Genomic DNA, 22,862 nt, shown 5'->3' with positions numbered 1-22,862 from the left:
GCATCATGCGGATGGCCAGTGCACCAACGCCAACATAGCATGTCCCGCCAGTGCCCGGCCTTACCCGTTCGCCGTCCCTTCCGCATCTGGCACGAACCCCATTTTGTTCGCAACCGCAGGGGCGGGATCCAACCGACGCGCCAGGTGGCGCGCATCGCGACCCGCCCCGCCGATGATGCCGGAGGCCAGGCCATACTGGAAGGGAATGCCGAGAAAACCCAATCCGGGAAACTCGGTGCTGACACCCCGGCGGTGGAATGGATAGCCGTTCTCATCCGTCCCGAGCCCGTCGATCCAGGAATAGTCCGGGTGATATCCCGTGGCCCAGATGATCGTGGACGCCTCGACCGGGATCCCGTCCTGGGTCAGCATCACCCCGTCGCGGACCGCTTCGATTCTCCCGACAGCGGCCACGCCTGCGGCTGCAACGTCCTGGGTGGATACCCGGATCAGTGGCGCACCTCGATGGTGGATCCGCTGGGCGACCTTTCGGCCGGCCGGAGTCGATCGCGTCAGCAGTCTATGGACCAGGAGCCAATAAAGCGCGGGGCCGTATCGAATGAATGCTTCCGGGACGTGGGATGTGGGTCTTCCGGAAATGGTTACCCGGTGGCTAGGAGCCAGCTCGCAGGCGATCTGGGCACCGGAGGTCCCGAATCCAACCACTGCCACGGGGCCATCCGGGATCTGGGCAGGGTTCCGGTATTCGCTCGAATGCAGTTGCATTGCATCTGCAGAGATTTGTGTCGACAGCGGAGGAATCCGGGGCACCTGGTGCACCCCCGTGGCCACGACCACCCGGCCGGCCTCGAACAAGCCCCTATCGGTTTGTACACGAAATACGCCGCCGAGGCCCACTTCCAGGCGGCGGGCTGTTGTCGAGGTCTGGATCGGCAGCTGGAAGGACGCGGCGTAGGTCCGCAAGTACTCGGAAACGGCCCTGGCGGTGGGAAATGTTCCGCGTGCTGCCGGAAACCTCTTGCCGGGCAACCCATCATGTTCCGCAGGTGTGAACAATTCCAGAGATTCCCACCGGGAACTCCAGCTGTTCCCCGGGGTCTGCCCTGCTTCAAGCACCACGAATTCTTCGCCTTTCACCGCCAGTTCGTGTGCCATGGCCAATCCGCAGTGGCCAGCTCCAATGATGATGGTGAAGGGATTTTGTCGTTGGCTTTTCATGGCGGTCTCCTCATTGCCTGGAGCCTTGGTCCCTGTGTCGCTACGATACGCTTCCAGTCACTGGAGCTCTATGCCTTTTCACGGATTCCCCTCATCCAGAAACACCCAATGGCCTGGCCCGCGAACGCGGCGCCGCGATCCAGTCGGTCCACCACTCCGTGGCCAACAAGACGGGGATGCTTTTAGGGATTACCGACCTGGCCGCCACAGGGCTATATGCACCGACAACTCCACTGGCCTGATTTGCGACGGAGTTCGCGAGCACCATGACGCCTCGGGGTATTGCCGTCGTGCCTTCCGATTGGTTCGGCGATGTCGGCTTCTTGACAGGTCGCCAGATACACATGCTGCCCAAAAGAAGGCGCCACCCCTCCAACACGGGAGGGGTGGCGCTAGGCTAATGGCGGCGTATTAGACCTTTTTTACGACGGATGACTTGAGCTGCATGGGCCCGAACCCATCGACCTTGCAGTCGATGTCGTGGCCGTCGACGCCGTTGACCAGACGGATGTTGCGCACCTTGGTGCCGACCTTGATGGACTGGGCTTGCCCCTTGACCTTCAGGTCCTTGACGATGGTGACGGTATCGCCGTCGGAAAGTACCTTGCCGACGGAATCCTTGATAACAGCATCCTTCGGCTCGTCCACTGCGTCAGCTTCGACCGACCATTCGTGGGCGCACTCGGGGCAAACCAGCAGCGCGCCCATTTCGTATGTATAGGGGCTTGAACACTGCGGGCACGATGGCAATACGTCACTCATGCCCATCATTCTAATGCGTCCGCAGAACTCGTCCGTCTGTCCGCATACGCCACGCAGCAGTACATCCCACGGTCCCTGGCCTAGAGACTGATGATCCGACCCACGCCAACTGCCGCGCATGCCCACAAAACACTGACGAAGGTTCCCAGAATGAACTGCTCCGCGGCCGCGTGTTGCTTAAGCTCGGAAAATCGCCCCAATCCCTTCACTGCCAGAACGACCGCCAGGCCCTCCGGCCAGGAGGCCCACAGGGTCGAGGCTATTGCCGCGCGTTCCAGCAACCCGATCCACATGCCTCCGCGCAGCGGACTCGGCTCCACCTCTTCGGAAGCGTCGTCCCCTGCCTCCCTTTTGAACGCCGCAAGCCGGAAGACCGTTTCGGTGACTGGCCCTCCACCGAGGGTTGCAGCCGCAACACTGGCCACGACCACAAGTTCATGGGGGATGGAGGATGCTGCGGGAAGGTGGTCGCCGATCGCAGCGGCAAGACCTGCCAGGCCAAGCACGGCCACGAGCAGGTAGCTGGTCGTCGACTGCTTCAACGGCCAGCGAAAGCCGGAATCCGCGAAGTATCTAGGTATGCCCAACGGAATAACACTGACCAGTAAGGCCCAGGCAATCCAGCTCATGAATTCTGCCCGCCTTCCATCGTCATCGAATAGTCTGCCAGCGCCCGACCCGCCAAATCGGTGAGCCTGGTGGTCTCATACCAGAGCCCCGAAGCCAGACGGGCCGAAACGGCCTGCTGCGAGATCTCTAGGCGCGCAGCGACCTGCTGCTGGGTCAGGCCCTGTGATACCAGTGTGCCGGCCTCGGCCGACGTTTTGGTTCGTCGCGCGTTAACCAGCGCGAGGAGCTGCAGTTCGGCCTCGATCCGTTCCGCTTCCGGCCCGGGACCCGACAGCGCCAGGGCGCCACTTGAATTCTTTGCCCGCTCAACCGCATCCCGCGCATATTCAAAGGCCTGCCCTCGTCCTGCCCGGGTTTCCCGGGGCAGCGGGGTCTGCACCGACCCCACACCGATTCCCACGCTCCACTCCCCCGTGTGTGCAACGTCCAGGGCCAAGGCAACGGCCATGACACCGTCGTCGAGCACTCCTTGCAGCTCATCGCCCGCCGTTCTCTCGAATCCCCGCACCGCGTTGTACTCGCTGTCCAGTCGGCGCAGCAGGGATTCGACCTTGTCCGGCCCCGAGCGGGACCTACGCTGGTCTATGGTGATGACAATCATGACACAAACTTACAGACTTGTAGCGTCATTCACAATGCCTAAGGCTTGTTGATCGTTTTACAAAGGTCAGCACATGCCAGTTCCCCGGCACCATCTGGCAGGAAACGAAGCCCCTCTCCGAACATGCCCCGCAACGAGCGGAGCGCCTTCGCGCTTCCCAGCCCGGAACCGCGGCCCGGCGCGACTGGGCCTCAGGGAAACGAAAAGGCCCCCGACCGAAGCCGGAGACCTTTTCATTCATACATTTTGGTGGAGGTAAGGGGATTCGAACCCCTGACCTTCTGCATGCCATGCAGACGCGCTACCAACTGCGCCATACCCCCAAATGAGAGCCGCCCTTGCGGGCAACTCAACCATCATAGGCCACACAAAACGTGTGGCGCAAATCGAGGGGCCTAGAGCGAATCCGGGAGCGTTTCGACGTGCGACATGTCGGTGGCAGGTTCGCCGGTGGTCGGCAGTTCAATGACCGGGCAGTCGCCCCAGAGGCGCTCCAGGGCATAGAAAACGCGGTCTTCGTTGTGCTGGACGTGGATGACGACATCCGAGTAGTCAAGCAGGACCCAGCGGCCTTGGCCGCGGCCTTCGCGGCGAACCGGACGGATCTCGAACTTCTCGGCGAGCTTGTCTTCGATCTCGTCGACGATCGAATTCACCTGCCGCTCTGAGGCAGCCGAGGCAATCAGGAATGCATCGGTGACGCCGAGGCGTTCGGAAACGTCCAATGCGACGAGGTTTTCTGCCTGCTTCTCGGCTGCTGCAAGGGCAGCTGTCTGCACCAGGTCGATGGAATGTTCGTGGGCGCTCATGGGGTTCTCCTTGAGAATTGGGTGCGACGCGGTGGGCGCTAGTTTGAGTTCAGGAACATGATGAGACCGGCAACGAGTGCCGCGCCTCCAACGGACAAAGCCGCGATGACCATCAAGAACATGTTGTTGGCACGGCGCATTCCGGCGGTCTGCACATCCAGTGGCTCAAGCCCCTGCGCGCGCACGGCACGCACGGGTGGGCGAGCCAGCGAAGGCCCAACATTTTCGGCAGGGGCATCCTTGGTATCGGGTGCTTCCACTGCCTTGCCGGCGCCCGGGGCCACGGGGGCCTTGGGGCCGGCGGGTGCGGAGGCAGCGGGCTTCGCCGCCGCCGTCCGTGCCGGTGCTGCTGCGGCAGCTTGTGAAGCGGCGGGCGACGTGGAGTCGCGAGCCGGTGCCTGGGCCGGAGTAGCAGCCTTTGGCTTGTGCGCAGGTGTGACCGCCGGGGCTTTCGCTGCCGGGGTCGTCGGCTTCTGCGCGTGGGGCGCTGAAGCCGGAGTCTTTGTGGCCGGGGCCGCGGGGGCCTGGCGGCCCTCGACGATGGTGCCCTGGTCGGTCATGGCAATGTTGTAGCCGCGCGTCAGCGGACCCGAGACGCCGGTGTTGACCAGCTTCTTTTCGATGTCCTCTTCGCGGAGGTGGTTCATCGCCCCGGTAAAGGGGTCCGAGCGGCGGGCACCGGCACGCTGGGTGTTTTCTTCCTGCATGCGCTGGCGTTCTGCTGCGCGGCGGGAAATGATGGCAGCGCGGGCGGCAAGTTCGCGCTGCTGTGCCAGGACCTCCAGGTCCACTTCGCCCAGGTCCTCTTCGGGCTGGATCAGCAACGGCTCGCTTGGGGCAGCCCCACCGGAGCGCCGACGAAGCGCAAGCGCGTCCTCCACACTCATCTGCGGCGCCGTTCCGGGAGAAGGAACCGGGGGGCCAACGGATGGTTTTGCAGCGGCGGGCTTCGCGGGTGTCTTGACCGGAGGCTTCGTAGCGGCTGCAGGCTTGGCGGCTGCAGGCCCGGACGCCGCAGGCTTGGCGGGCGTTTGCTTGGCATCCGCCGGCTTGGCGTCCGCGGGCTTGGAAGCGGCATCATCCTGGGGCCGGGATTCAGGAACCCCGGTCGCGGTGCCCGGTTTGGCGACGGAACCCGTGTCCTTGGCGGTGCCGAGCGCCTGGAGGCGCATCTGCTTGCGGGTCAACGGCGCGGGATCGTCGCCCGGCGACGGATCCTTGGGGGAAAGCTCGGAGACTTCCTGCTCCAGCCGGCGGCGGGTGCGCAGGGCTTCGCGGTCGCGGGCGCGCTGCAGGGATGTTCGTTCGGTGCGTTGCGAAACGGCATCGACTTCCCCGGCGGCGGCGCGGCGGCTGCGAACGGGTTCTTCGGGCTGCGGCACCGGCTGAGGTGCGGGGGTGGCGGCGGCCGGTGTCGTACTTGACGGTTTCGCCGCGGGCTTGGCGGCCGGTGCAGGGCTCTTGACGGCCGGTGCGGGAGCCTTGGGTACAGGCGTCTTCGCTGCAGGTGCCGGGGTCTTGGCCGCCGGGGCGGGAGCCTTGGCCGACGGCGCAGGGGATTTCGGCGCAGGCGCAGGAGTCGTCGCCGCCGGGGAGGCGGGAGCGGAAGGCTGGGCGGTCGCCGTCTTGCCGGCAGGGCTCGCGGGCGGCTGGCCCGACGCCTGCTCTTGGGCAAGCTTCGCTTCGGCCTCGGCACGTCGCTGCTCCCGCAGGGCTCGCCTGCTGAGCGCGGGCCCGGTCTCGTCGCTCATCTTGTCCATTCCCGGCCGTCTCTAGTCCTGGCCGTTGCTTACTGCGTTGTTCTTGTCGTTGTACAACTTGTACTTGGCGATGTACTGCACCACGCCGTCGGGCACCAGGTACCACACCGGATGTCCGGTCCGCACCCGTTCCCGGCAATCCGTCGAGGAAATCGCCATGGCCGGCACTTCCATCAACGAGACGTCGTTGCGGTCCAGCACCGGCAATTCGTGGCCCGGCCTGGTGACCCCCACGAAGTGGGCCAGCTGCCAGAGCTCCTCGGCGTCCTTCCAGCCCAGGATCTGGGCCATGGCGTCCGCGCCGGTGATGAAGAACAACTCCGCGTCGGGACGCTGTGCGCGCAGGTCCCGCAACGTGTCGATCGTGTACGTGGGGCCGGGACGGTCGATGTCCACCCGGCTCACCGTGAAGCGGGGGTTCGCCGCAGTGGCGATCACCGTCATCAGGTAGCGATGCTCGGCCGGAGCCACGTCGCGGTCAAGTTTCTGCCAGGGCTCCCCGGTGGGAACGAATACGACCTCGTCAAGGTCGAAGACGGCTGCGACTTCACTGGCGGCCACGAGGTGGCCGTGGTGAATCGGATCGAACGTGCCGCCCATGACGCCCAGGCGAAATGGGCGGTCCGTTCGTTCGGCCTCGAGACGGCTAGTGATGGCCGTGCTTGTTGGCGTGCGTGCGGTGCGTGTCCTCGGGCTCGGCCTTGACGTCGTGGCGGTTCGCGACGTTGGAGTACGACATGGCGATCAACAGCAGCAGCATGAAGATCACGAAGATGCTGCCTCCGACAATCAGGGCCTGCGTTTCGGTGGACATGCCTCCACCGGTGCTTTCGGCAGCGGCAATGGCCGCATTCAGGGACTGGGTAAACATGTTTCTCCAGGTTGTTGCGTGCCGGACGCGCACATGCGTGCACGGCACTGTCTTGTAACTTTTATGACTCGTTAGCCTCTATCGTACCCACCTTGGCACGCGGCTACGAACGAACATGCCCATCGCCTTGCACAATCCACTTGGTGGTGGTGAGCTCGCGCAGTCCCATGGGGCCGCGCGCATGCATCTTCTGCGTGGAAATGCCGACCTCGGCGCCCAGGCCCAGCTGCCCGCCGTCGGTGAAGCGGGTGGAGGCGTTGACGATCACCGCGGCCGAATCAACCTCGGCAATGAAGCGCTCGGCGTGGGAAAGATTGTTGGTCAGGATCGCCTCGGTGTGCCCGGTGCTGTGCCTGCGGATGTGCTTGATGGCACCACCCAAGTCATCGACCACGGCAACGGCCAGGTCCAGGTCCATGTACTCGGTGTCCCAGTCGGACTCCTGCGCATCGATCGTGGGGGTCGAACCGGCAAGCACCTTGGCGCGCGCATCGACGTGCAGGCGCACACCGGCCTTGTGCAGGGCGGCGAGGACCTCGCCGGACGCCTTGGCATTGGCATTGAGCAGCAGTGTCTCGACGGTGTTGCACACCGAGGGGCGCTGGGTCTTGGCGTTGAGCAGGATCGGCACGGCCATGGCGGCATCGGCCGATTCGTCGAGGTAGATGTGCACGTTTCCCTCGCCGGTCTCGATGACCGGGACGCTGGCGGTGGTGACCACGCGCTGGATCAGCTCGCGGCCGCCGCGCGGGATCAACACGTCGATCTGGCCGCGGGCACCCATCATGGCGTCGGCGCCGTCGCGGCCCCAGGCATCCACCGAGGCCACGGCGTCGGCGGGCAGCCCGACCGATTCCAGGGCGTCGCGGATCAAGGCCAGCAGCGCCACGTTGGAGTGCGCCGCTGCGCTGCCACCGCGCAGCAGCACTGCGTTTCCGCTCTTCAGGGCGAGCCCGGCAATGTCAACGGTGACGTTGGGGCGCGCCTCGTAGATCGCGCCGATAACGCCCATCGGGACGTGGACCTGGCGCAGCCGCAGCCCGTTGGGCAGGGTCTGGCCGCGCAGCACGGTGCCCACGGGATCCGGCAGCCCGGCCAGTTCCTCGAGCGCGGCGATCAGTGCGTCCACGCGCTGGTCGCTGAGCTTGAGCCGGTCCAGCAGCGCGTCGGAGGTCCCGTTGGCCCGTCCCGCGGCGATGTCCTTGGCGTTGGCCTTGATCACGGCTGCGCGGTGGGTATCCAGCGATGCGGCAATGGCCAGCAGCGCCCGGTCCTTCCAATTGCGGTCGGCGCGGGCCAGCACGCGCGATGCGGAGCGGGCCCGGTCGGCCAGCTTGCCCACGGCAACCCGTGCATCCTGGATGCCGGCGGCGGCCCCGTCCACGGAGGAAAGATTCTGCGATGCGTCGATGTTCTGGCTCATGATCACCTATTCTACGGTGGATGCGACGAAGCCCGCCCCCATGTTAAGCATGGTGGCGGGCGGCGGCTTTCGCGGTGGATCGGCTAGACAACGACGAGGTCGTCGACGTGCACCACCGCACGTTCGAATTGACTGCCCAGGTCCTCGCCGAGTTCCCGGGTGGAGCGGCCGAGCATCTGCGGCAATTCGGCCGAAGAGAAGTTCACCAGTCCGCGGGCAATGACCTGTCCGGCGGCGTCGGTGATTTCCACCGCGTCCCCGGCCTCGAAGGAGCCGTTGATCCCGGTGATCCCTGCAGGAAGCAGCGAGGCGACACCGGAGGCGACGGCACGCACGGCACCGGGATCCAGCAGCAGCCGTCCCTGGGTGGTGGCCAGGTGCGCGAGCCACAGCATCCGGGTGGAGCGCCGACCGCCGCGGGCGGAGAACCAGGTTCCCACGTCCGCCCCGGCCAATGCCGCCGCCGCGTTCGCGGTGGAGGTCACCAGGGCGGGGATGCCCGATTCGGCGCTCATGGTGGCGGCCTCGACCTTCGTGGCCATGCCCCCGGTGCCCAGCCCGGCTCCCCCGGTGGATCCGATGCGCAAGCTCGCCAGGTCCTCGGCGCGATCGACCCGGGACACTCGCACTCCCCCGGCGTTCGGCGGCGCGTCGTAGACGGCGTCGACGTCGGAAAGCAGCAGCAGCGCGTCGGCCTTGACCAGGTGCGCCACCAGGGCGGCGAGCCTGTCATTGTCGCCGAAGCGGATCTCATGGGTGGCGACCGTGTCGTTTTCGTTGACAATCGGCACGACGCCCAGCGCCAGCAGCCGGTTCAGCGCCCGGAACGCATTGGCGTACTGCTGGCGGCGGATCAGGTCGTCGGCAGTGAGCAGCACCTGGCCGACAGTGACGCCGTGGGCGGAAAACGCCTGGGTGTATCTGGCCATGAGCAGCCCCTGGCCCACCGAGGCGGCAGCCTGCTGGGTGGCCAGGTCGCGTGGGCGGCGCCCCAGGTCCAGGGGCGCCAGACCGGCGGCGATGGCTCCGGAGGACACCAGGATCAGCTCGGTTCCCGCGGTGTTGACTGCCGCGAGTCGGTCGACGAGGGAGCTTAACGCTTCCTCGGAGATCCCCCCGGCCAGCGTGGTCAGGGACGAGGAACCGACCTTGACCACGATGCGCGAGGCACGCGGCAGGTCCTGGCGCTGGGTGATGCCCGAGGGATGGTTTGTGGCGCGCACGGTGCTGTTTTACTCCCCGGACTTGGGTAGCTGGTGCTTGTAGTTGACAGACTCCGTCCAGATTCCGGCCTTGCGCTCGGCTTCCAGGTCCTCGCGGGCCGCCGCCTTGGCGCCCTTGCGCTGCTCGTGCAGTGCCTTCTTCTCCTCGCGGGAGGGACGCGCACCGAACTCGGAGAGGCGCTCGTCTTGTCCGCGGCGCGAGCCCAGCAGCTCGGCGCCGGCGGCCATCGTCGGCTCCCAGTCGAAGACCACGGCGTCGGCCTCGGAGCCAATCACCACGGCATCGCCGGGCTTGGCGCCGAGCTTGTAGAGCTGGTTTTCGACGCCGAGCTTGGCCAGGCGGTCGGCGAGGTAGCCAACGGCCTCGTCGTTGCGGAAGTCGGTCTGCATGATCCAGCGCTCGGGCTTTTCACCGATCACGCGGAAGAGCGGCTCGAGGTTGCGCTCCTCCTTGCGGATGACGAACCCTGCCTTGCTGGCCTTGGTGGCCCGCGGGCGCAACACCTCAACGGGCACGGGCAACGGGGCGGCCTCGATCTTGGCGCGGGCCTCGGTGACGAGTTCGGCCATGGCGAAGGAGAGGTCGCGCAATCCCTCGCGGCTCATCGCCGAGACCTCGAAGACGCGGTAGCCGCGCTTCTCCAGTTCCGGGCGCACGAATTCGGCCATGTCGCGTCCGTCGGGCATGTCGACCTTGTTCAGGGCGATCAGGCGCGGGCGCTCGTTCAGCGGGATGATCTGGCCATCGGCCCCGGCAAAGGAGGAGTCGACCTCGTATGCGTCGAGTTCGGCCTGGATGGTCTCCAGGTCTGCGACCGGGTCGCGGTCCGTTTCCAGGGCGCCGCAGTCGAGCACGTGCACCAGGGCGGCGCAACGCTCGACGTGGCGCAGGAATTCAAGACCCAGGCCGCGGCCCTGCGAGGCACCCGGGATCAGGCCCGGCACGTCGGCCACGGTGTAGCGGACTTCCCCGGCCTGGACCACGCCAAGGTTCGGGACCAGGGTGGTGAAGGGGTAGTCGGCGATCTTGGGCCGTGCGGCGGAGAGCGCGGCGATCAGCGAGGACTTGCCGGCCGAGGGGTAGCCCACCAGGGCGACGTCGGCGACGGACTTGAGTTCGAGGATGACCTCGGCGGCGGTGCCGGGGGTGCCCAGCAACGCGAAACCGGGGGCCTTGCGGCGCTGGCTGGAGAGCCCTGCGTTGCCCAGGCCGCCCAGGCCGCCGGAGGCAACAATGTATTCGGATCCGTCACCGATGAGGTCGGCGAGAATGTCACCGTCGCGGTTCTTCACCACGGTGCCCTCGGGCACGGGCAGGACCAAGGTCTCGCCGTTCTTGCCGGGGCGCAGGTCGCCCTTGCCGCCTTCGCCGTTGCCGGCGTGGCGGTGGGGCGAGTGGTGGTAGGACAGCAGGGTGGTGGTCTGGGCGTCAACGCGCAGGATCACGTCACCGCCGTTGCCGCCGCTGCCGCCATCGGGTCCGCCCAGGGGCTTGAACTTTTCGCGTTTGATGGAGACACAGCCGTGCCCACCGGAACCACCGGAGACATGGAGGACCACTCGGTCGATAAAGGCTGCCACGGTTGAAAGCTCCTAGCAAAAAAAGGGGTGGCGTCTTCCGCTGCCCGCCCGAGGGGCGTGGTGCGGAAAACGCTGGGGGTTTTGGAAAAACACATAGAGGGTGAGCCGTGCGGCCCACCCTCTACAGTGTAATGAATGCGGTTACGCGCTAATTAGCCAGCGGTAACGATGTTCACGACTTTACGGCCGCGACGGGTGCCGAATTCGACAGCCCCGGCTTCAAGTGCGAACAGGGTGTCGTCCTTGCCACGTCCCACGCCGGCGCCCGGGTGGAAGTGGGTGCCACGCTGGCGAACGATGATTTCGCCGGCCGAAACGACCTGACCACCGAAGCGCTTGACGCCAAGGTACTGGGCGTTGGAATCGCGACCGTTGCGAGTGGAACTCGCGCCCTTCTTATGTGCCATTGAAAATGCCTACCTTCAGGTAATGAGAATTCTTGGAATCAACCGCAATTAAGCGATCGAGGTGACCTTGACCTTGGTCAGCATAGAGCGGAAGCCCTGGCGCTTCTTGTAACCGGTCTTGTTCTTGAACTTCTGGATGACAATCTTCTGGCCGCGAAGGTTCTCAATGACCTCGGCGGTCACCTTGACCTTGGCAAGCTCATCGACTGCCGAAGTTACCTTCTCGCCGTCAACCAGCAACAGGGCTGGCAATTCAATGGAGGCGCCTGGGGCAGCCTTCAGGCGGTCAAGGGTAACGAGGTCTCCAACAGAAACCTTTTCCTGGCGGCCGCCAGCGCGGACAATTGCGTACACCACGTGGGTACTCACTTCTACTCGACGTTCAATCTGTCTTGCTGCGCATCACTACCCCAAAAGAAACCGGGGATTGCGCTGTGCTGGCACGCCGAGCGGAAGAATCCGATAGCTGGCGTTCGCACCGAGGATCTAGACTACGCTAAAAAGCGCTGCAGGGGCAAATACAGCCTGCCCCGCGAGTCGTCAAGATCCCTACTCTTTCAACTCTTTGACCGGCACCCCGACACCCAGCATAATCGGCGCATTGGCGGCGATTCGCGGCTGTGGGGCCTTGGATGGGTCAGCGAGCGAAGCGACATGGGAGGTACCCGATGCCGCCAGCGTGTCCGATGCCACAGAAACTGCGGTGTCGGATCCACCCTGCGGGCTCGTTGCACGGCGGCTGCGCTTGACGCGCGCCACCGGCTCGATGCCCGAAGTCTTTTTGGTTGCCGTTGCCGACGGCGCCTCGGAAGGCGCATCGTCGGACGCCTGCCCGGCCACGCCCGAGATCACCGGCGCGGCAGCAACCTCCGGCTGTTCGCCGGCGGCTGGTGCGTTCGACTCGGGAGCCTTGGAACGGGCCTTGCGGCGGGTACGGGTGCGTGCCGGACGCGTTTGCGCGGACTCGCCCTCCTCGGTCTCGGCGGGCGCCTCGGCCGGGGAGTTGTCGGGAAGCGCGGCTTCCAGGTTCTCCAACGTCAGCGACGGCGCAGCGGCCTCGGAGGAGGCTGCACGGCGGTTGCGGCGCGCAGCGGGAACCGTGACCGACTCCCCCGCCACGGTCAGCGTGGCACCGCTCTCGGCGGCCTCGGCATCGTCGTGTTCGTGGGCTGCATGTGCGGCCGCGGCGATCGTGGCAAAGGCGTTGCGCGTGGCAGTTGCCTTGGCCTCGTCGACCTCAGGCTCCCTGGTCTCGGCGTGCGCGGTTGCGGCACCCTGGTCCTCGGCCTGCGCCTCGGATTCCGGGCCGCGGTTGCGGCGGCGGCGTTCGGCCCGCGAGGGCTTCTGGTCGGCGCGGCTGCCGGCACTTTGCGGCTCACCTGCCGAGTTGAAGGAGCGGCGGTGCTCGACCGGCTCGTCGTGGGTGATCACGCCGCGGCCTGCACAGGCCTCGCAGTTCTCACCGAAGACCTCCAGCAGTCCGGTGCCCATGCGCTTGCGCGTCATCTGCACCAGGCCAAGTGAGGTGACCTCGGCAACCTGGTGCTTGGTGCGGTCGCGGCCCAGGCACTCGACCAGGCGGCGGAGCACCAGGTCGCGGTTGGACTCGAGCACCATGTCGATGAAGTCGATGACGATGATGCCGCCGATGTCGCGCAGGCGCAGCTGGCGAACGACCTCCTCGGCCGCCTCCAGGTTGTTCTTGGTGACGGTTTCCTCGAGGTTTCCGCCCGAGCCGGTGTACTTGCCGGTGTTCACGTCGACAACCGTCATGGCCTCGGTGCGGTCAATGACCAGCGAACCGCCCGAGGGCAGGAAGACCTTGCGGTCCAGGGCCTTGTGGATCTGCTCGTCCATGCGGAAGGCGCCGAAGATGTCCTCGTCGGATTCCCACTTCTCCAGGCGCGACACCAGGTCCGGGGCCACGTAGGTCACGTAGGCCTCGATGGTGTCCCAGGCTTCCTCGCCGGAGACGATCAGCTTGGTGAAGTCCTCGTTGAAGACGTCGCGGACGACCTTGATGGTCAGGTCCGGTTCCCCGTAGAGCAGTTCCGGTGCCAGCGTCTTGGTGGACGTCGAGGCGGCCTCGATGCCTTCCCACTGGGCGCGCAGGCGGTTGATGTCGTTCATCAACTCTTCCTCGGAGGCGCCCTCGGCGGCGGTGCGCACGATGACGCCAGCGTTTTCCGGCAGGTGGTCCTTGAGGATCTTCTTCAGGCGGTTGCGCTCCACGTCGGGAAGCTTGCGCGAGATGCCCGTCATCGAGCCGCCCGGAACGTAGACCAGGTAGCGGCCCGGAAGGGAAATCTGGCTGGTGAGGCGGGCGCCCTTGTGGCCGACCGGGTCCTTGGTGACCTGCACCAGGACGGTGTCCCCTGACTTCAGGGCGTGTTCGATGCGGCGCGGCTGGCCGTCCAGGCCCGCGACGTCCCAATTGACCTCGCCGGCGTAGAGCACGGCATTGCGTCCGCGTCCGATGTCGACGAAGGCGGCTTCCATGGAAGGCAGCACGTTCTGCACCTTGCCGACATACACGTTGCCGATCAGGGAGTCCTGCTGGGTCTTGGAGACGAAGTGCTCGGCCAGGATGCCGTCCTCGAGGACGCCGATCTGGATGCGGTCCTCGCGCTGGCGCACTACCATCTGGCGGTCGACGGATTCGCGGCGGGCCAGGAACTCGGCCTCGGTGATGACCTGGCGGCGACGGCCGGACTCGCGGGAGTCGCGGCGGCGCTGGCGCTTGGCTTCCAGGCGGGTGGATCCGCGCACGGCCGTGACCTTGTTGGAGACCACCGGTTCCAGGGTGGTGCGCGGGGCACGGACCCGGGTGACGGTGTTGGGCGGATCGCTCTCCGAGCCCCCGGCCAATTCCAGGTCGGCCTCGCCGCGGCGACGGCGACGGCGACGGCGGGAGGACACGCCTGAGCCGTCCGCGTTTTCCTCATCGGAATCGGCGTGGGCTGCCTCGTTGCGGGTGCGGCGGCCGGAAGGTTCCTCGAGCTCGTCCTCGTCGGTTGCCTTGGCGGCAACCGGGATGCTCGGTGCCTGGAAGATCAGCGACAGCGCGGATTCGGGGATGGCGAACGGATCGGAGATGGTCGCCGGCTCGGCTTCCGCGGCTGCTGACTCGTCTTCATCGGCTTCGACAATCCTGGCTTCGGCTGCGGCCGGGGCCTGGACCGCGGCGGCATCCGCGGCTTCCGGCTCCTGGGTGGCGCGGGCTCCGCGGCCACCACGGGCCGGGCGGCGACGGGTGGCCTTGGCGGGCTCGGCGTCTTCGGCCTGTTCCGCGGTGGCTTCGGCCGGGGCCTCGGTGACAGGGGCCTCGGGGGCTTCGTCGGCGGCAGGGGCCTCGGTGTTCGAGGCCGGGGCGGTTGCCTTGCGGCCGCGTCCCCGGGCAGGGCGCTTGGCGGCTGCCTTGGGTGCGGTTTCCTCCGCGGCAGGTGCCTCGGTCTTCTCGCCTATGGATTCGGTCTGGGCCTCGGCTGCGGCCTGCGCGGCAGGTGCCTCGATGACGGCCGGGGCCTCGGTTGCGGCTGCTCCCGGGGAGGTGACCCCGGAGGTTGCGCGGCGCGGGCCGCGGCGTGCAGGAGCCTTGGCCGCCTCGGCCACGGGTGCCGGGATCTGCGCCTTGGCGGTTGCCTCGGCAACGACCGACTCAACGGTGGCGGCCTTGGCCGGGGCGTTCCGGGTGGCAGGGGCGCGGCGTGCGGTGGTTGCGCGCGGGGAAACGTTGGCGCGCACCTTGCGCGTCGGTGCGGCCGCTGCGTCGTTGAGCTCGGCCAGGGTCATGGCCCGGCGCGGGGGCGGCGGTGACGGTTCGTTGAAGTTGCCGCGCGGGGGGCGGGAGGTACGGCTGCGGCCCTTTGGCCCCTGGCCCATTGCTGCCTTTGATTCGTCGCGATTCAATGCCATGTTAAAAGAGTGCTCCTCGGCGGGTCGACTGCTCCCACAGATAGCGCGTCTCCCCTGGTTGGTTCGCCGGACCGGGCCTTGTGGCCGCGTGTCCCAGCGGAAATCCTTGGATTTGCCTTGACCGGGTGCGCCCACCGTTGCGGGGCGCGGCATCCGTGCAAGACCAACGGCGCTTTTCCAAGCAAGCCGCTTTACGTTGCGGCGACCATATCGCGGTATTCGCTGAAGACCTTCGTATAGGCGGTCTCTTCGCAGCAGATGCATCGCAATCGGGCTTGAAAGCCTGTCGTTGGGTTGAAAGCAGACTGTGGATCCACGAACAACCACTGCAATTGTCTCACATCGACACGCCGAAGCACGCCGCCGAGGGGTTTCGGCGCGGCAAGAGGGCTGCCGCGCTTTGCCCCGCCCCTTGTGCCAACCCCGGCGCGGGGCATGAACGGCACCGCCGGGGGCCACTAGACTTCAGCTAGGGCCGCCGGCGAACACCGGCCCGACCGGGCGCCCACGCCACCTTCCGGGTGGCGGCAAACGGGGAAAACACGAACCGCCACGAGGGAGCACCCCCATGAGTTTGTCCGAAGCAGCAGCACCGCAACGCGAACCGGACGCCGTGCCGCGCATGGCCCGCGCACGGCCCTTTGGCCTGTTCCTGGTGCTCACCGGCGCGGTCGCCTGGGTCGCCTCGGGGATCCTGGTGCTCGAGCGCATCGCCCTGTACAAGGACCCCGACTACGTGACCAGCTGCGACTTCAATCCGTGGGTTTCCTGCGGCACCGTCATGAAGTCGACCCAGGCAGCCCTGCTGGGCTTTCCCAATCCCTTCCTGGGCATCGTGGGCTTCGGCATCGTGATCACCATCGGCATGGCATTGCTCGCCGGGGCGCGCTTCGCGCGCTGGTACTGGGTCGGCGTGCAGGTGGGCGTCACCCTGGCAATGGTCTTCATCGTGTGGCTCTGGTCCCAGGCCCTCTACGAGATCAACGCCCTGTGCCCTTACTGCATGGTCGTCTGGGCGATGATGATCCCGATGTTCCTCTACACCACGGCGCGCAACATCGCCCACGGCGTGCTTCCCGCTCCTTCGGCGCTGCGGCGCGTGGCGGGCGAATGGACCTGGGTCGCTGTCATCGTGCTGCTTCTCATCACCGCTGCAACCGTCGTCCTGCGCTTCCCCGGTGCCTTTGTCGGCGCCTAGGACGCACACCGGCGAACACCGAGGGGCCAGGACCCGGCGGCTGGCGGCGGCGGCCTGGGTGCTCCCGGTCATTGTCGTGGGACTGGCCTCGCGTTTCGGAGGCACCGGCCTGGCCGCAGACCTCGCCGGCGGGGTGCTCTACGCGGTGCTGGTGTACGTACTGCTCACGGTACTGCGCCCACAGGCTGCCCGCTGGTCCAACGCCTCCATCGCCCTGGTTCTTTGCGTACTCATTGAGTTGCTGCAGCTCACCGCGATTCCGGCGGATCTGGCGCGGGTCTTCGGGCCCATCCGGCTGGTGCTGGGCACCGGCTTCGCGCCCCTGGACCTGGTGGCCTACGCAATCGGGGCAGCATTGGCCTTGGGCATCGACATGCTGCTGGGCAGGATCCGGGCCAGGCCGGCGGCCTAGACCCGATCACGACCTGCCGAGGACAAGACGGGAGGGCCCGTCGTTTCCACTCGCGTGGAAACGACGGGCCCTCTTTCGTACGGCTTGGGGGGTGGTCCGGAGGTTAGGAGAACCAGATGCCGATTTCGCGGGTGGCCGATTCGACCGAGTCCGAGCCGTGGACCAGGTTCTGCTGGACCTTCAGGCCCCAGTCGCGGCCCAGGTCGCCGCGGATGGTGCCCGGGGCGGCGGTGGTCGGGTCGGTGGTGCCGGCCAGCGAGCGGAAGCCGGGGATCACGTTGTGGCCCTCGGCGATGACCGCCACCAAGGGGCCGGAGAGCATGAACTCGACCAGCGGCTCGTAGAACGGCTTGCCCACGTGCTCCTCGTAGTGTGCCTCGAGCAGTTCGCGGGTTGCGGCCACCTGCTTGAGCTCGGCGATCACGTAGCCCTTGGCCTCGATGCGGGAAAGGATCTGGCCGGTCAGCTGGCGCTTGACGCCGTCGGGCTTGATGAGGATCAGGGTGCGTTCAATGGCCATGGGTGCGGCTCCTTTTGTCGTGGTGGTGCAAGTTGTCGTCGGTATTGATTCTACGGTTGGGCCGGCTCCGCGCCGGGACCTTCCTGCGGGTGCGCCGCATCCCAGGCGGCCTGCTCGCGGGCACGGCGGGCCGTCTCCAGGTCCATGGCCCTGCCCTTGGTGACTGCGTACCACCAGGTCAGGGCGAACGCGGCCCCGATGAAGAACATCGAAGTCAGCAGGAACCCGGTAAAGATGAACAGCAGCTGCAGCGCCCAGCCGATGGCGAATCCCAGCGGTTTCTTGAGCAGCGCGCAGGTGAGCAGGCACACCAGCGCGACCGCGGCACCGGCACCGAGCACCAGTGCCGGTGACCATTCAGCGCGCTTGAGCCCGAAGAGTGTGAGTGCGACGAAGATCGCCAGGAACGCCTCGAGCGTCAGCACGGTGGAGGCGAACATCACACGGGTTGAGCGGGGCTTCTTGGGCTGTCCCGGGCGCCATTCACGTTGCGCCTTGGTCATTTTCGCCATGTTCCTACTCCCCTCCCAGCAGCATGCGGGCCTCGCCCACCAAGGTGATGGACCCGGTCACCAGCACGCCGCCGCCGAAGTCCTCGCCGGCCTCGGAGCGTCCCACCGCCCATTCCAGGGCGTCGTCCAGGCGCTCGGTGACGAAGAGGTCCTCCTCGTTGAACCCGGCCTCCAGCGCCATTCCCGCCAGTTCCCCGGCGGGGATGGCGCGCGGGGAATTGGACTGGGTGATGCAGATGTCCTCGGTGAGGTCCAGATAGGACTCGCGCAGCTGCGCGAGCATGGCCGGTGCGTCCTTCTCGGCCAGGATCCCGATGACCAGCACCAGCTTGGTGAAGCCGAAGGACTCCTTCACCGCGGCCGCGGAGGCGCGGATGCCGTCGGGGTTGTGCCCGGCGTCCAGCAGCACGGTCGGGGCCTTGCGGATGACTTCCAGGCGCCCGGGGCTGGTGGCGGCCCCGAAGCCCTCCATCACCAAATCGTGGTTCAGCGCGGTTTCCCCGCCGCCGATGAACGCCTCCACCGCGGCCAGGGCGACGGCGGCGTTCTGCGCCTGGTGCTCGCCGTGCAGCGGCAGCAGGATGCCCGGGTAGCGCCCGGCCAGGCCCTGGATGTCCAGCTGCTGGCCGCCGACGGCGACCGTGCGGTTCTCGACGCCGAACTCCACGCCCTCGAAGCGGTAGGGCGTTTCGAGTTCGCGGGCCTTCTCCAACAGCACCTGGGCGGCGGCTGCCGGTTGCGCGGAGGAGACCAGGAAGCCGCCGGGCTTGATGATGCCCGCCTTCTCGGTGGCGATCAGCTCGACGGTGTCGCCCAGCAGCTCGGTGTGGTCAAGTGAGATCGGGGTCACCACGGAGACCTGCCCGTCGCCCACGTTGGTGGCGTCGGTGATGCCGCCCAGGCCCACCTCGATGATCGCCACATCCACCGGGGTGTCGGCGAAGATCGCGAAGCCCAGGATGGTGACGGCCTCGAAGTACGTCAGCCGGTTTTCGCCCTTGGCGGTGAGCTCGTCGTCGACGATCTGCAGGTAGGGGCGGATCTCGTCCCAGATCCGCACGAAGGTCGCATCGTCCACCGATTCGCCGTCGATCGCGATGCGCTCGGTGACCGAATTAAGGTGCGGGGAGGAGTAGCGCCCGGTGCGCAGGTCGTGGGCGCGCAGCAGGGACTCGATCATCCGCGCCGTGGAGGTCTTCCCGTTGGTGCCGGTGACGTGGATGATCGGGAAGGCCTTGTTCGGCTCCCCCAGGATCTCCATGGCCCGGCGCATGGGCTCCATGCGCGGCTCGATCTTGTTTTCCGGGGCGCGCGCCAAAAGCTCGGCGTACACGCTCTCCACGGAGAACCTGTCAAAGGTGTTGCTCATGTGTTGGGTCCCATTTCGTTCTCGGCGGCTTCGGCCGCGGCCACGGTTTCGACGCTGACCACGGGGGCTTCCCCGTCGGATGCGGTCACCAGGACGAGCCCGAGGCTGAGCGTTTCGCCCTTGATGAGCTCGGCGTTGGCGTGCAGCGCCGCCACGGTGGCGGCGTCGGCGGTGATCTCGGTGCGGATGCGGTCCCCGACCAGCAGGTCGGCGTCCTTGCGGGCGGACTGGATGGCGCGGATCATGTCCCGCGCCGTTCCCTCCGCCGCGAGTTCCGGGGTGACTTGCGTGTCGAGCACCAGGAAGCCGCCGCCGGGCAGCACGGCCGCGGCGATGGAGTTTTCGCCTTCGGAGGCCTCCACGACGGTTTCGAGCGTGTACTCGTGTTCCTCCAGGCCCAGTCCCCCGGCGGTGACGGTTCCGTCGTCGTCCACCGACCAGTCCCCGGACTTGGCGCCCTTGATGGCCACCTGCACGTTCTTGCCCAGGCGCGGGCCCGCGGCGCGCGCGTTGACGACCAGGCGCTGGCTGATGCCGTACTCGGCGGCGTTGGCGTCGGCGGCGTCGATGAGCGTGAGCGAGCGCAGGTTCAGCTCGTCCTTGATGATGCCGGCGAAGGTGCCTTCGAGCGCGGCGACGTTCGGCACCGCGACGCTCATGCCCGCCAGCGGCAGGCGCACGCGCAGGTTCGCGGCCTTGCGCAGCGAGGAGCCGACCGAGGCGATCTTGCGGGTGGTCTCCATCGCGGCGACCAGATCATCGTTGCGGACGAAGAGCTCCGCATCGGGCCACTGCGCCAGGTGCACCGAGCGGCCGCCGGTGAGCCCGCGCCAGATTTCCTCGGCCGCCAGCGGCAGCAGCGGGGCCGCGACGCGGGTCAGTGTCTCCAGTGCGGTGTACAGGGTGTCAAAGGCCCGGGTGTCCTCGTCGAAGAAGCGCTGGCGGGACCGGCGCACGTACCAGTTGGTCAGCGTGTCCATGTAGCGACGGATCTGCTCGGCGGCCTCGGAGATGTCGTAGGCATCCAGCGACTTGGTGACCTCGCGGACCAGGTCGCCGGTGGCAGCGAGCATGTACGCATCCAGCGGATCCTCGGAGCTGTGGGCGATCTTCGCCTCGTAGCCCGCGCCGCCGTTGGCCGCGTTGGTGTACAGGGAGAAGAAGTGCCAGACGTTCCACATCGGCAGCAGGACCTGGCGCACGCCCTCGCGGATGCCCTGTTCGGTGACGACCAGGTTGCCGCCGCGCAGGATCGGGGAGGCCATCAGGAACCAGCGCATCGCGTCGGAGCCGTCGCGGTCCAGTACCTCGTTGACGTCCGGGTAGTTCTTCAGCGACTTGGACATCTTCTGCCCGTCGCTGCCCAGCACGATGCCGTGGCTGATCACGTTCTTGTACGCGGGACGGTCAAAGAGCGCGGTGGAGAGCACGTGCATGGTGTAGAACCAGCCGCGGGTCTGCCCGATGTACTCGACGATGAAGTCCGCCGGGTGGTGGGTGTCGAACCAGTCCTTGTTCTCGAACGGGTAGTGCGCCTGGGCGTAGGGCATCGACCCGGAGTCGAACCACACATCCAGCACGTCTTCCACGCGGCGCAGCGTGCCGTTGTCGGCGCAGCCCTCGTGCTCGCGAACCAGATCGTCGATGAACGGGCGGTGCAAATCAGGCTGCCCCTCGTTGTTCAGCGGCAGGCGCCCGAAGGCCGCCTTGATCTCTTCCAGGGAGCCGTGGACCTCGCTGTGGGTGCACTCGGCGCCGTCGCATTCCCACACCGGGATCGGGGATCCCCAGTAGCGGTTGCGGCTGATCGACCAGTCCCGCGCGTTGGCCAGCCACTTGCCGAACTGGCCGTCCTTCACGTTCTCCGGGATCCAGTTGATCTGCTGGTTCAGCTCCAGCATCCGGTCCTTCACCGCGGTGACCTGGACGTACCAGGAGGAGATGGCGCGGTAGATCAGCGGGGTGCGGCAGCGCCAGCAGTGCGGGTAGGAGTGCACGTAGGAGGCCTGCTTTATCAGGCGCGCGTCGTCCTTGAGCACGTTGGTGATGGCCTTGTTGGCCTCGAACACCTGCACGCCGACGATGCCGGCCAGCGGGCCGGACTTGAACACCGGCAGGAACTTCGCGCCCTCGTCGATGGAGAGGATCACCGGGATGCCGGCGGACTCGCAGATCTTCTGGTCCTCCTCGCCGTAGGCGGGGGCCTGGTGGACGATGCCGGTGCCGTCGGTGGTGGTGACGTAGTCGGCGACCAGCAGCTGCCAGGCGTTGGCCGTGCCCCAGGTCTCCGCGTCGGCGAACGTGTCCCACAGCGGCGCGTACCTGATCCCGGCCAGGTCCTTTCCGGAGTGGCGGGCGGTGATGGCGGCGGCGGCCGCGGCGGCGTCCGCGTAACCCAGGTCCTTGGCGTACGAGCCGAGCAGGTCCTCGGCCAGCAGGAAGCTTCCGCTGGCGTCCGAGGCCTTCACGCCGTTTTCGCCGGCGGGCACCACGACGTAGACGACGTCGGGGCCCACGGCCAGGGCCATGTTGGTCGGCAGCGTCCAGGGGGTGGTGGTCCAGGCCAGGGCCTGCACTCCGTCGAGCTCCCGGGAGATTTCCGTGTCGCCGGCGAGCAGCGGGAAGGAAACGGTGACGGTTTGGTCCTGGCGGTCCTTGTACACGTCGTCGTCCATGCGCAGCTCGTGGTTGGACAGCGGGGTCTCGTCCTTCCAGCAATACGGCAGCACGCGGAAGCCCTTGTAGGTCAGGCCCTTCTCGGACAGCTGCTTGAAGGCCCAGATGACCGATTCCATGTACTCGACGTTCAGCGTCTTGTAGTCGTTCTCGAAGTCGACCCAGCGTGCCTGGCGGGTGACGTAGTCCTGCCATTCGCCGGCGTACTTCATCACCGAGCTGCGGCAGGCGTCGTTGAACTTGTCGATGCCCATGGCCTCGATCTGCGCCTTGTCGCTCATGCCCAGCTGCTTCATGGCCTCGAGCTCGGCCGGCAGCCCGTGGGTGTCCCAGCCGAAGCGGCGCTCCACGCGCGAGCCGCGCTGCGTCTGGTAGCGGGCGACCAGGTCCTTGACGTACCCGGTGAGCAGGTGCCCATAGTGCGGCAGGCCGTTGGCGAAGGGCGGGCCGTCGTAGAAGACGAACTCGTTGGCCCCGTCGACACCGGCATCGCGGGCGTCGATGGAGGCCTGGAAGGTCTCATCGTTCTTCCAGTAGGAAAGGACCCGTTCCTCGATCTCCGGGAAGCGGGGAGAGGATGGCGTTGTGCCATGCGGGTCGGTCGAGGCCTTGGGGTAGCTGGTCATCTGCGGCAGTCCTGGTGATCGAAGGCGCGTGTGCGCTTAGGCGTTCTCCAACACAGGGACGATGGCGGAGCAATTGGTCACTCCACCTCGCGGTACCACCCCGCTTGCCCGGTTCGCCCCGGGGTGTTCCCGGACCGTTCCTGGCCGCTCGTTGACTGCTGTGACGGGCTTACCCGCTTGGTTCTACCGGGTGTCTCCCCGGCATGCCGGGCGTTCACCGTTCTTCCAAGGACTCGCCGGTGATTGCCGGGTCGACGTCGTAGTGCCACCAGTCTAGCGCGCCCGGGCTCCCGGCGCTCAATCCCTCCGGTTCCGGTCGCCGGCCACCGTTATCCACAGATCCGCGCATTGCGCCCCACGGTGCCCCGGCGGGGTCCATGCTGGGACC

General features: G+C 66.8%; 20 protein-coding genes and 1 tRNA gene. 2 read left to right on the top strand and 19 right to left on the bottom strand.

Annotated features, from left to right (window positions below; translation table 11 throughout):
* Positions 1-60: 60 nt before the first annotated feature.
* From Q2T94_RS20205 to Q2T94_RS20135, 15 genes are all read right to left on the bottom strand, one after another.
* Positions 61-1,179, bottom strand: coding sequence for a flavin-containing monooxygenase (locus Q2T94_RS20205; protein ID WP_302266344.1), 1,119 nt, complete (start codon positions 1,177-1,179; stop codon positions 61-63).
* A 411-nt stretch (positions 1,180-1,590) separates the two neighbouring features.
* Positions 1,591-1,941 (bottom strand): zinc ribbon domain-containing protein YjdM, encoded by a 351-nt coding sequence (locus Q2T94_RS20200; protein WP_264269056.1) that lies wholly within the window; start codon positions 1,939-1,941, stop codon positions 1,591-1,593.
* Between the two features lie 80 nt (positions 1,942-2,021).
* Positions 2,022-2,570, bottom strand: coding sequence for a hypothetical protein (locus Q2T94_RS20195; RefSeq protein ID WP_302266343.1), 549 nt, complete (start codon positions 2,568-2,570; stop codon positions 2,022-2,024).
* Positions 2,567-3,172: a hypothetical protein gene (locus Q2T94_RS20190; protein WP_302266342.1), complete on the bottom strand. Its 606-nt coding sequence runs from the start codon at positions 3,170-3,172 to the stop codon at positions 2,567-2,569. Before Q2T94_RS20190 ends, Q2T94_RS20195 begins: the two co-directional genes overlap by 4 nt.
* A gap of 247 nt (positions 3,173-3,419) precedes the next feature.
* Positions 3,420-3,495 (bottom strand) — tRNA-Ala (locus Q2T94_RS20185).
* 72 nt (positions 3,496-3,567) lie between these two features.
* On the bottom strand, positions 3,568-3,981 hold the full coding sequence (gene rsfS / locus Q2T94_RS20180; protein ID WP_264269059.1) for a ribosome silencing factor: 414 nt from the start codon (positions 3,979-3,981) through the stop codon (positions 3,568-3,570).
* A 38-nt stretch (positions 3,982-4,019) separates the two neighbouring features.
* Positions 4,020-5,741, bottom strand: coding sequence for a hypothetical protein (locus Q2T94_RS20175; protein ID WP_302266341.1), 1,722 nt, complete (start codon positions 5,739-5,741; stop codon positions 4,020-4,022).
* 12 nt (positions 5,742-5,753) lie between these two features.
* The gene (nadD, locus tag Q2T94_RS20170; protein WP_264269203.1) at positions 5,754-6,395 is read right to left on the bottom strand and encodes a nicotinate-nucleotide adenylyltransferase; all 642 of its coding nucleotides are present in this window, start codon (positions 6,393-6,395) and stop codon (positions 5,754-5,756) included.
* A complete protein-coding gene (locus Q2T94_RS20165) occupies positions 6,388-6,612 on the bottom strand; it encodes a hypothetical protein (RefSeq protein WP_264269061.1) in 225 nt (74 codons plus the stop codon). Before Q2T94_RS20165 ends, nadD begins: the two co-directional genes overlap by 8 nt.
* Before the next feature lie 103 nt (positions 6,613-6,715).
* Positions 6,716-8,035, bottom strand: coding sequence for a glutamate-5-semialdehyde dehydrogenase (locus tag Q2T94_RS20160; RefSeq protein ID WP_264269062.1), 1,320 nt, complete (start codon positions 8,033-8,035; stop codon positions 6,716-6,718).
* An 83-nt stretch (positions 8,036-8,118) separates the two neighbouring features.
* Positions 8,119-9,258 carry a glutamate 5-kinase gene (gene proB / locus Q2T94_RS20155; protein WP_264269063.1) on the bottom strand — a complete coding sequence of 380 codons (1,140 nt, stop codon included), beginning with the start codon at positions 9,256-9,258 and terminating at the stop codon, positions 8,119-8,121.
* Positions 9,259-9,267: 9 nt separating this feature from the next.
* Positions 9,268-10,839, bottom strand: coding sequence for a GTPase ObgE (gene obgE, locus Q2T94_RS20150; protein ID WP_264269064.1), 1,572 nt, complete (start codon positions 10,837-10,839; stop codon positions 9,268-9,270).
* A gap of 152 nt (positions 10,840-10,991) precedes the next feature.
* Positions 10,992-11,246, bottom strand: coding sequence for a 50S ribosomal protein L27 (gene rpmA / locus Q2T94_RS20145; RefSeq protein ID WP_217387816.1), 255 nt, complete (start codon positions 11,244-11,246; stop codon positions 10,992-10,994).
* A gap of 48 nt (positions 11,247-11,294) precedes the next feature.
* The gene (gene rplU / locus Q2T94_RS20140) at positions 11,295-11,603 is read right to left on the bottom strand and encodes a 50S ribosomal protein L21 (RefSeq protein ID WP_264269065.1); all 309 of its coding nucleotides are present in this window, start codon (positions 11,601-11,603) and stop codon (positions 11,295-11,297) included.
* A 192-nt stretch (positions 11,604-11,795) separates the two neighbouring features.
* Positions 11,796-15,161, bottom strand: coding sequence for an Rne/Rng family ribonuclease (locus Q2T94_RS20135; RefSeq protein WP_302266340.1), 3,366 nt, complete (start codon positions 15,159-15,161; stop codon positions 11,796-11,798).
* A 568-nt stretch (positions 15,162-15,729) separates the two neighbouring features.
* Between Q2T94_RS20135 and Q2T94_RS20130 the strand changes: the two genes are divergently transcribed.
* Both Q2T94_RS20130 and Q2T94_RS20125 read left to right on the top strand, forming a co-directional pair.
* Positions 15,730-16,359: a vitamin K epoxide reductase family protein gene (locus Q2T94_RS20130; RefSeq protein WP_302266338.1), complete on the top strand. Its 630-nt coding sequence runs from the start codon at positions 15,730-15,732 to the stop codon at positions 16,357-16,359.
* Between the two features lie 58 nt (positions 16,360-16,417).
* Positions 16,418-16,771: a ribosomal maturation YjgA family protein gene (locus Q2T94_RS20125; RefSeq protein WP_302266337.1), complete on the top strand. Its 354-nt coding sequence runs from the start codon at positions 16,418-16,420 to the stop codon at positions 16,769-16,771.
* A gap of 103 nt (positions 16,772-16,874) precedes the next feature.
* On the opposite strand, the gene ndk is transcribed toward Q2T94_RS20125, so the two are convergent.
* From ndk to ileS, 4 genes are read right to left on the bottom strand one after another with little or no spacing between them, the layout of a single operon-like run.
* The gene (ndk, locus tag Q2T94_RS20120) at positions 16,875-17,291 is read right to left on the bottom strand and encodes a nucleoside-diphosphate kinase (RefSeq protein WP_264269069.1); all 417 of its coding nucleotides are present in this window, start codon (positions 17,289-17,291) and stop codon (positions 16,875-16,877) included.
* Between the two features lie 50 nt (positions 17,292-17,341).
* Positions 17,342-17,803 carry a DUF4233 domain-containing protein gene (locus Q2T94_RS20115; protein WP_264269070.1) on the bottom strand — a complete coding sequence of 154 codons (462 nt, stop codon included), beginning with the start codon at positions 17,801-17,803 and terminating at the stop codon, positions 17,342-17,344.
* A gap of 4 nt (positions 17,804-17,807) precedes the next feature.
* Positions 17,808-19,172, bottom strand: coding sequence for a bifunctional folylpolyglutamate synthase/dihydrofolate synthase (locus Q2T94_RS20110; RefSeq protein ID WP_302266336.1), 1,365 nt, complete (start codon positions 19,170-19,172; stop codon positions 17,808-17,810).
* Positions 19,169-22,474: an isoleucine--tRNA ligase gene (gene ileS / locus Q2T94_RS20105; RefSeq protein ID WP_302266335.1), complete on the bottom strand. Its 3,306-nt coding sequence runs from the start codon at positions 22,472-22,474 to the stop codon at positions 19,169-19,171. Before ileS ends, Q2T94_RS20110 begins: the two co-directional genes overlap by 4 nt.
* Positions 22,475-22,862: the final 388 nt, after the last annotated feature.

Source organism: Paeniglutamicibacter sulfureus, assembly GCF_030512175.1.
In the GTDB taxonomy this organism is placed as follows: domain Bacteria; phylum Actinomycetota; class Actinomycetes; order Actinomycetales; family Micrococcaceae; genus Paeniglutamicibacter; species Paeniglutamicibacter sulfureus.
This window is presented reverse-complemented; position numbering and strand designations above follow the sequence as displayed.

Excerpts from the sequence above, each read along its gene's own strand:
- Q2T94_RS20205 (WP_302266344.1), bottom strand. The coding sequence starts at position 1,179 with ATGAAAAGCCAACGACAAAATCCCTTCACCATCATCATTGGAGCTGGC.
- Q2T94_RS20200 (WP_264269056.1), bottom strand. The coding sequence starts at position 1,941 with ATGAGTGACGTATTGCCATCGTGCCCGCAGTGTTCAAGCCCCTATACA.
- Q2T94_RS20195 (WP_302266343.1), bottom strand. The coding sequence starts at position 2,570 with ATGAGCTGGATTGCCTGGGCCTTACTGGTCAGTGTTATTCCGTTGGGC.
- Q2T94_RS20190 (WP_302266342.1), bottom strand. The coding sequence starts at position 3,172 with ATGATTGTCATCACCATAGACCAGCGTAGGTCCCGCTCGGGGCCGGAC.
- rsfS (WP_264269059.1), bottom strand. The coding sequence starts at position 3,981 with ATGAGCGCCCACGAACATTCCATCGACCTGGTGCAGACAGCTGCCCTT.
- Q2T94_RS20175 (WP_302266341.1), bottom strand. The coding sequence starts at position 5,741 with ATGGACAAGATGAGCGACGAGACCGGGCCCGCGCTCAGCAGGCGAGCC.
- Q2T94_RS20165 (WP_264269061.1), bottom strand. The coding sequence starts at position 6,612 with ATGTTTACCCAGTCCCTGAATGCGGCCATTGCCGCTGCCGAAAGCACC.
- Q2T94_RS20160 (WP_264269062.1), bottom strand. The coding sequence starts at position 8,035 with ATGAGCCAGAACATCGACGCATCGCAGAATCTTTCCTCCGTGGACGGG.
- rpmA (WP_217387816.1), bottom strand. The coding sequence starts at position 11,246 with ATGGCACATAAGAAGGGCGCGAGTTCCACTCGCAACGGTCGCGATTCC.
- Q2T94_RS20135 (WP_302266340.1), bottom strand. The coding sequence starts at position 15,161 with ATGGCATTGAATCGCGACGAATCAAAGGCAGCAATGGGCCAGGGGCCA.
- Q2T94_RS20130 (WP_302266338.1), top strand. The coding sequence starts at position 15,730 with ATGAGTTTGTCCGAAGCAGCAGCACCGCAACGCGAACCGGACGCCGTG.
- ndk (WP_264269069.1), bottom strand. The coding sequence starts at position 17,291 with ATGGCCATTGAACGCACCCTGATCCTCATCAAGCCCGACGGCGTCAAG.
- Q2T94_RS20115 (WP_264269070.1), bottom strand. The coding sequence starts at position 17,803 with ATGGCGAAAATGACCAAGGCGCAACGTGAATGGCGCCCGGGACAGCCC.
- Q2T94_RS20110 (WP_302266336.1), bottom strand. The coding sequence starts at position 19,172 with ATGAGCAACACCTTTGACAGGTTCTCCGTGGAGAGCGTGTACGCCGAG.
- ileS (WP_302266335.1), bottom strand. The coding sequence starts at position 22,474 with ATGACCAGCTACCCCAAGGCCTCGACCGACCCGCATGGCACAACGCCA.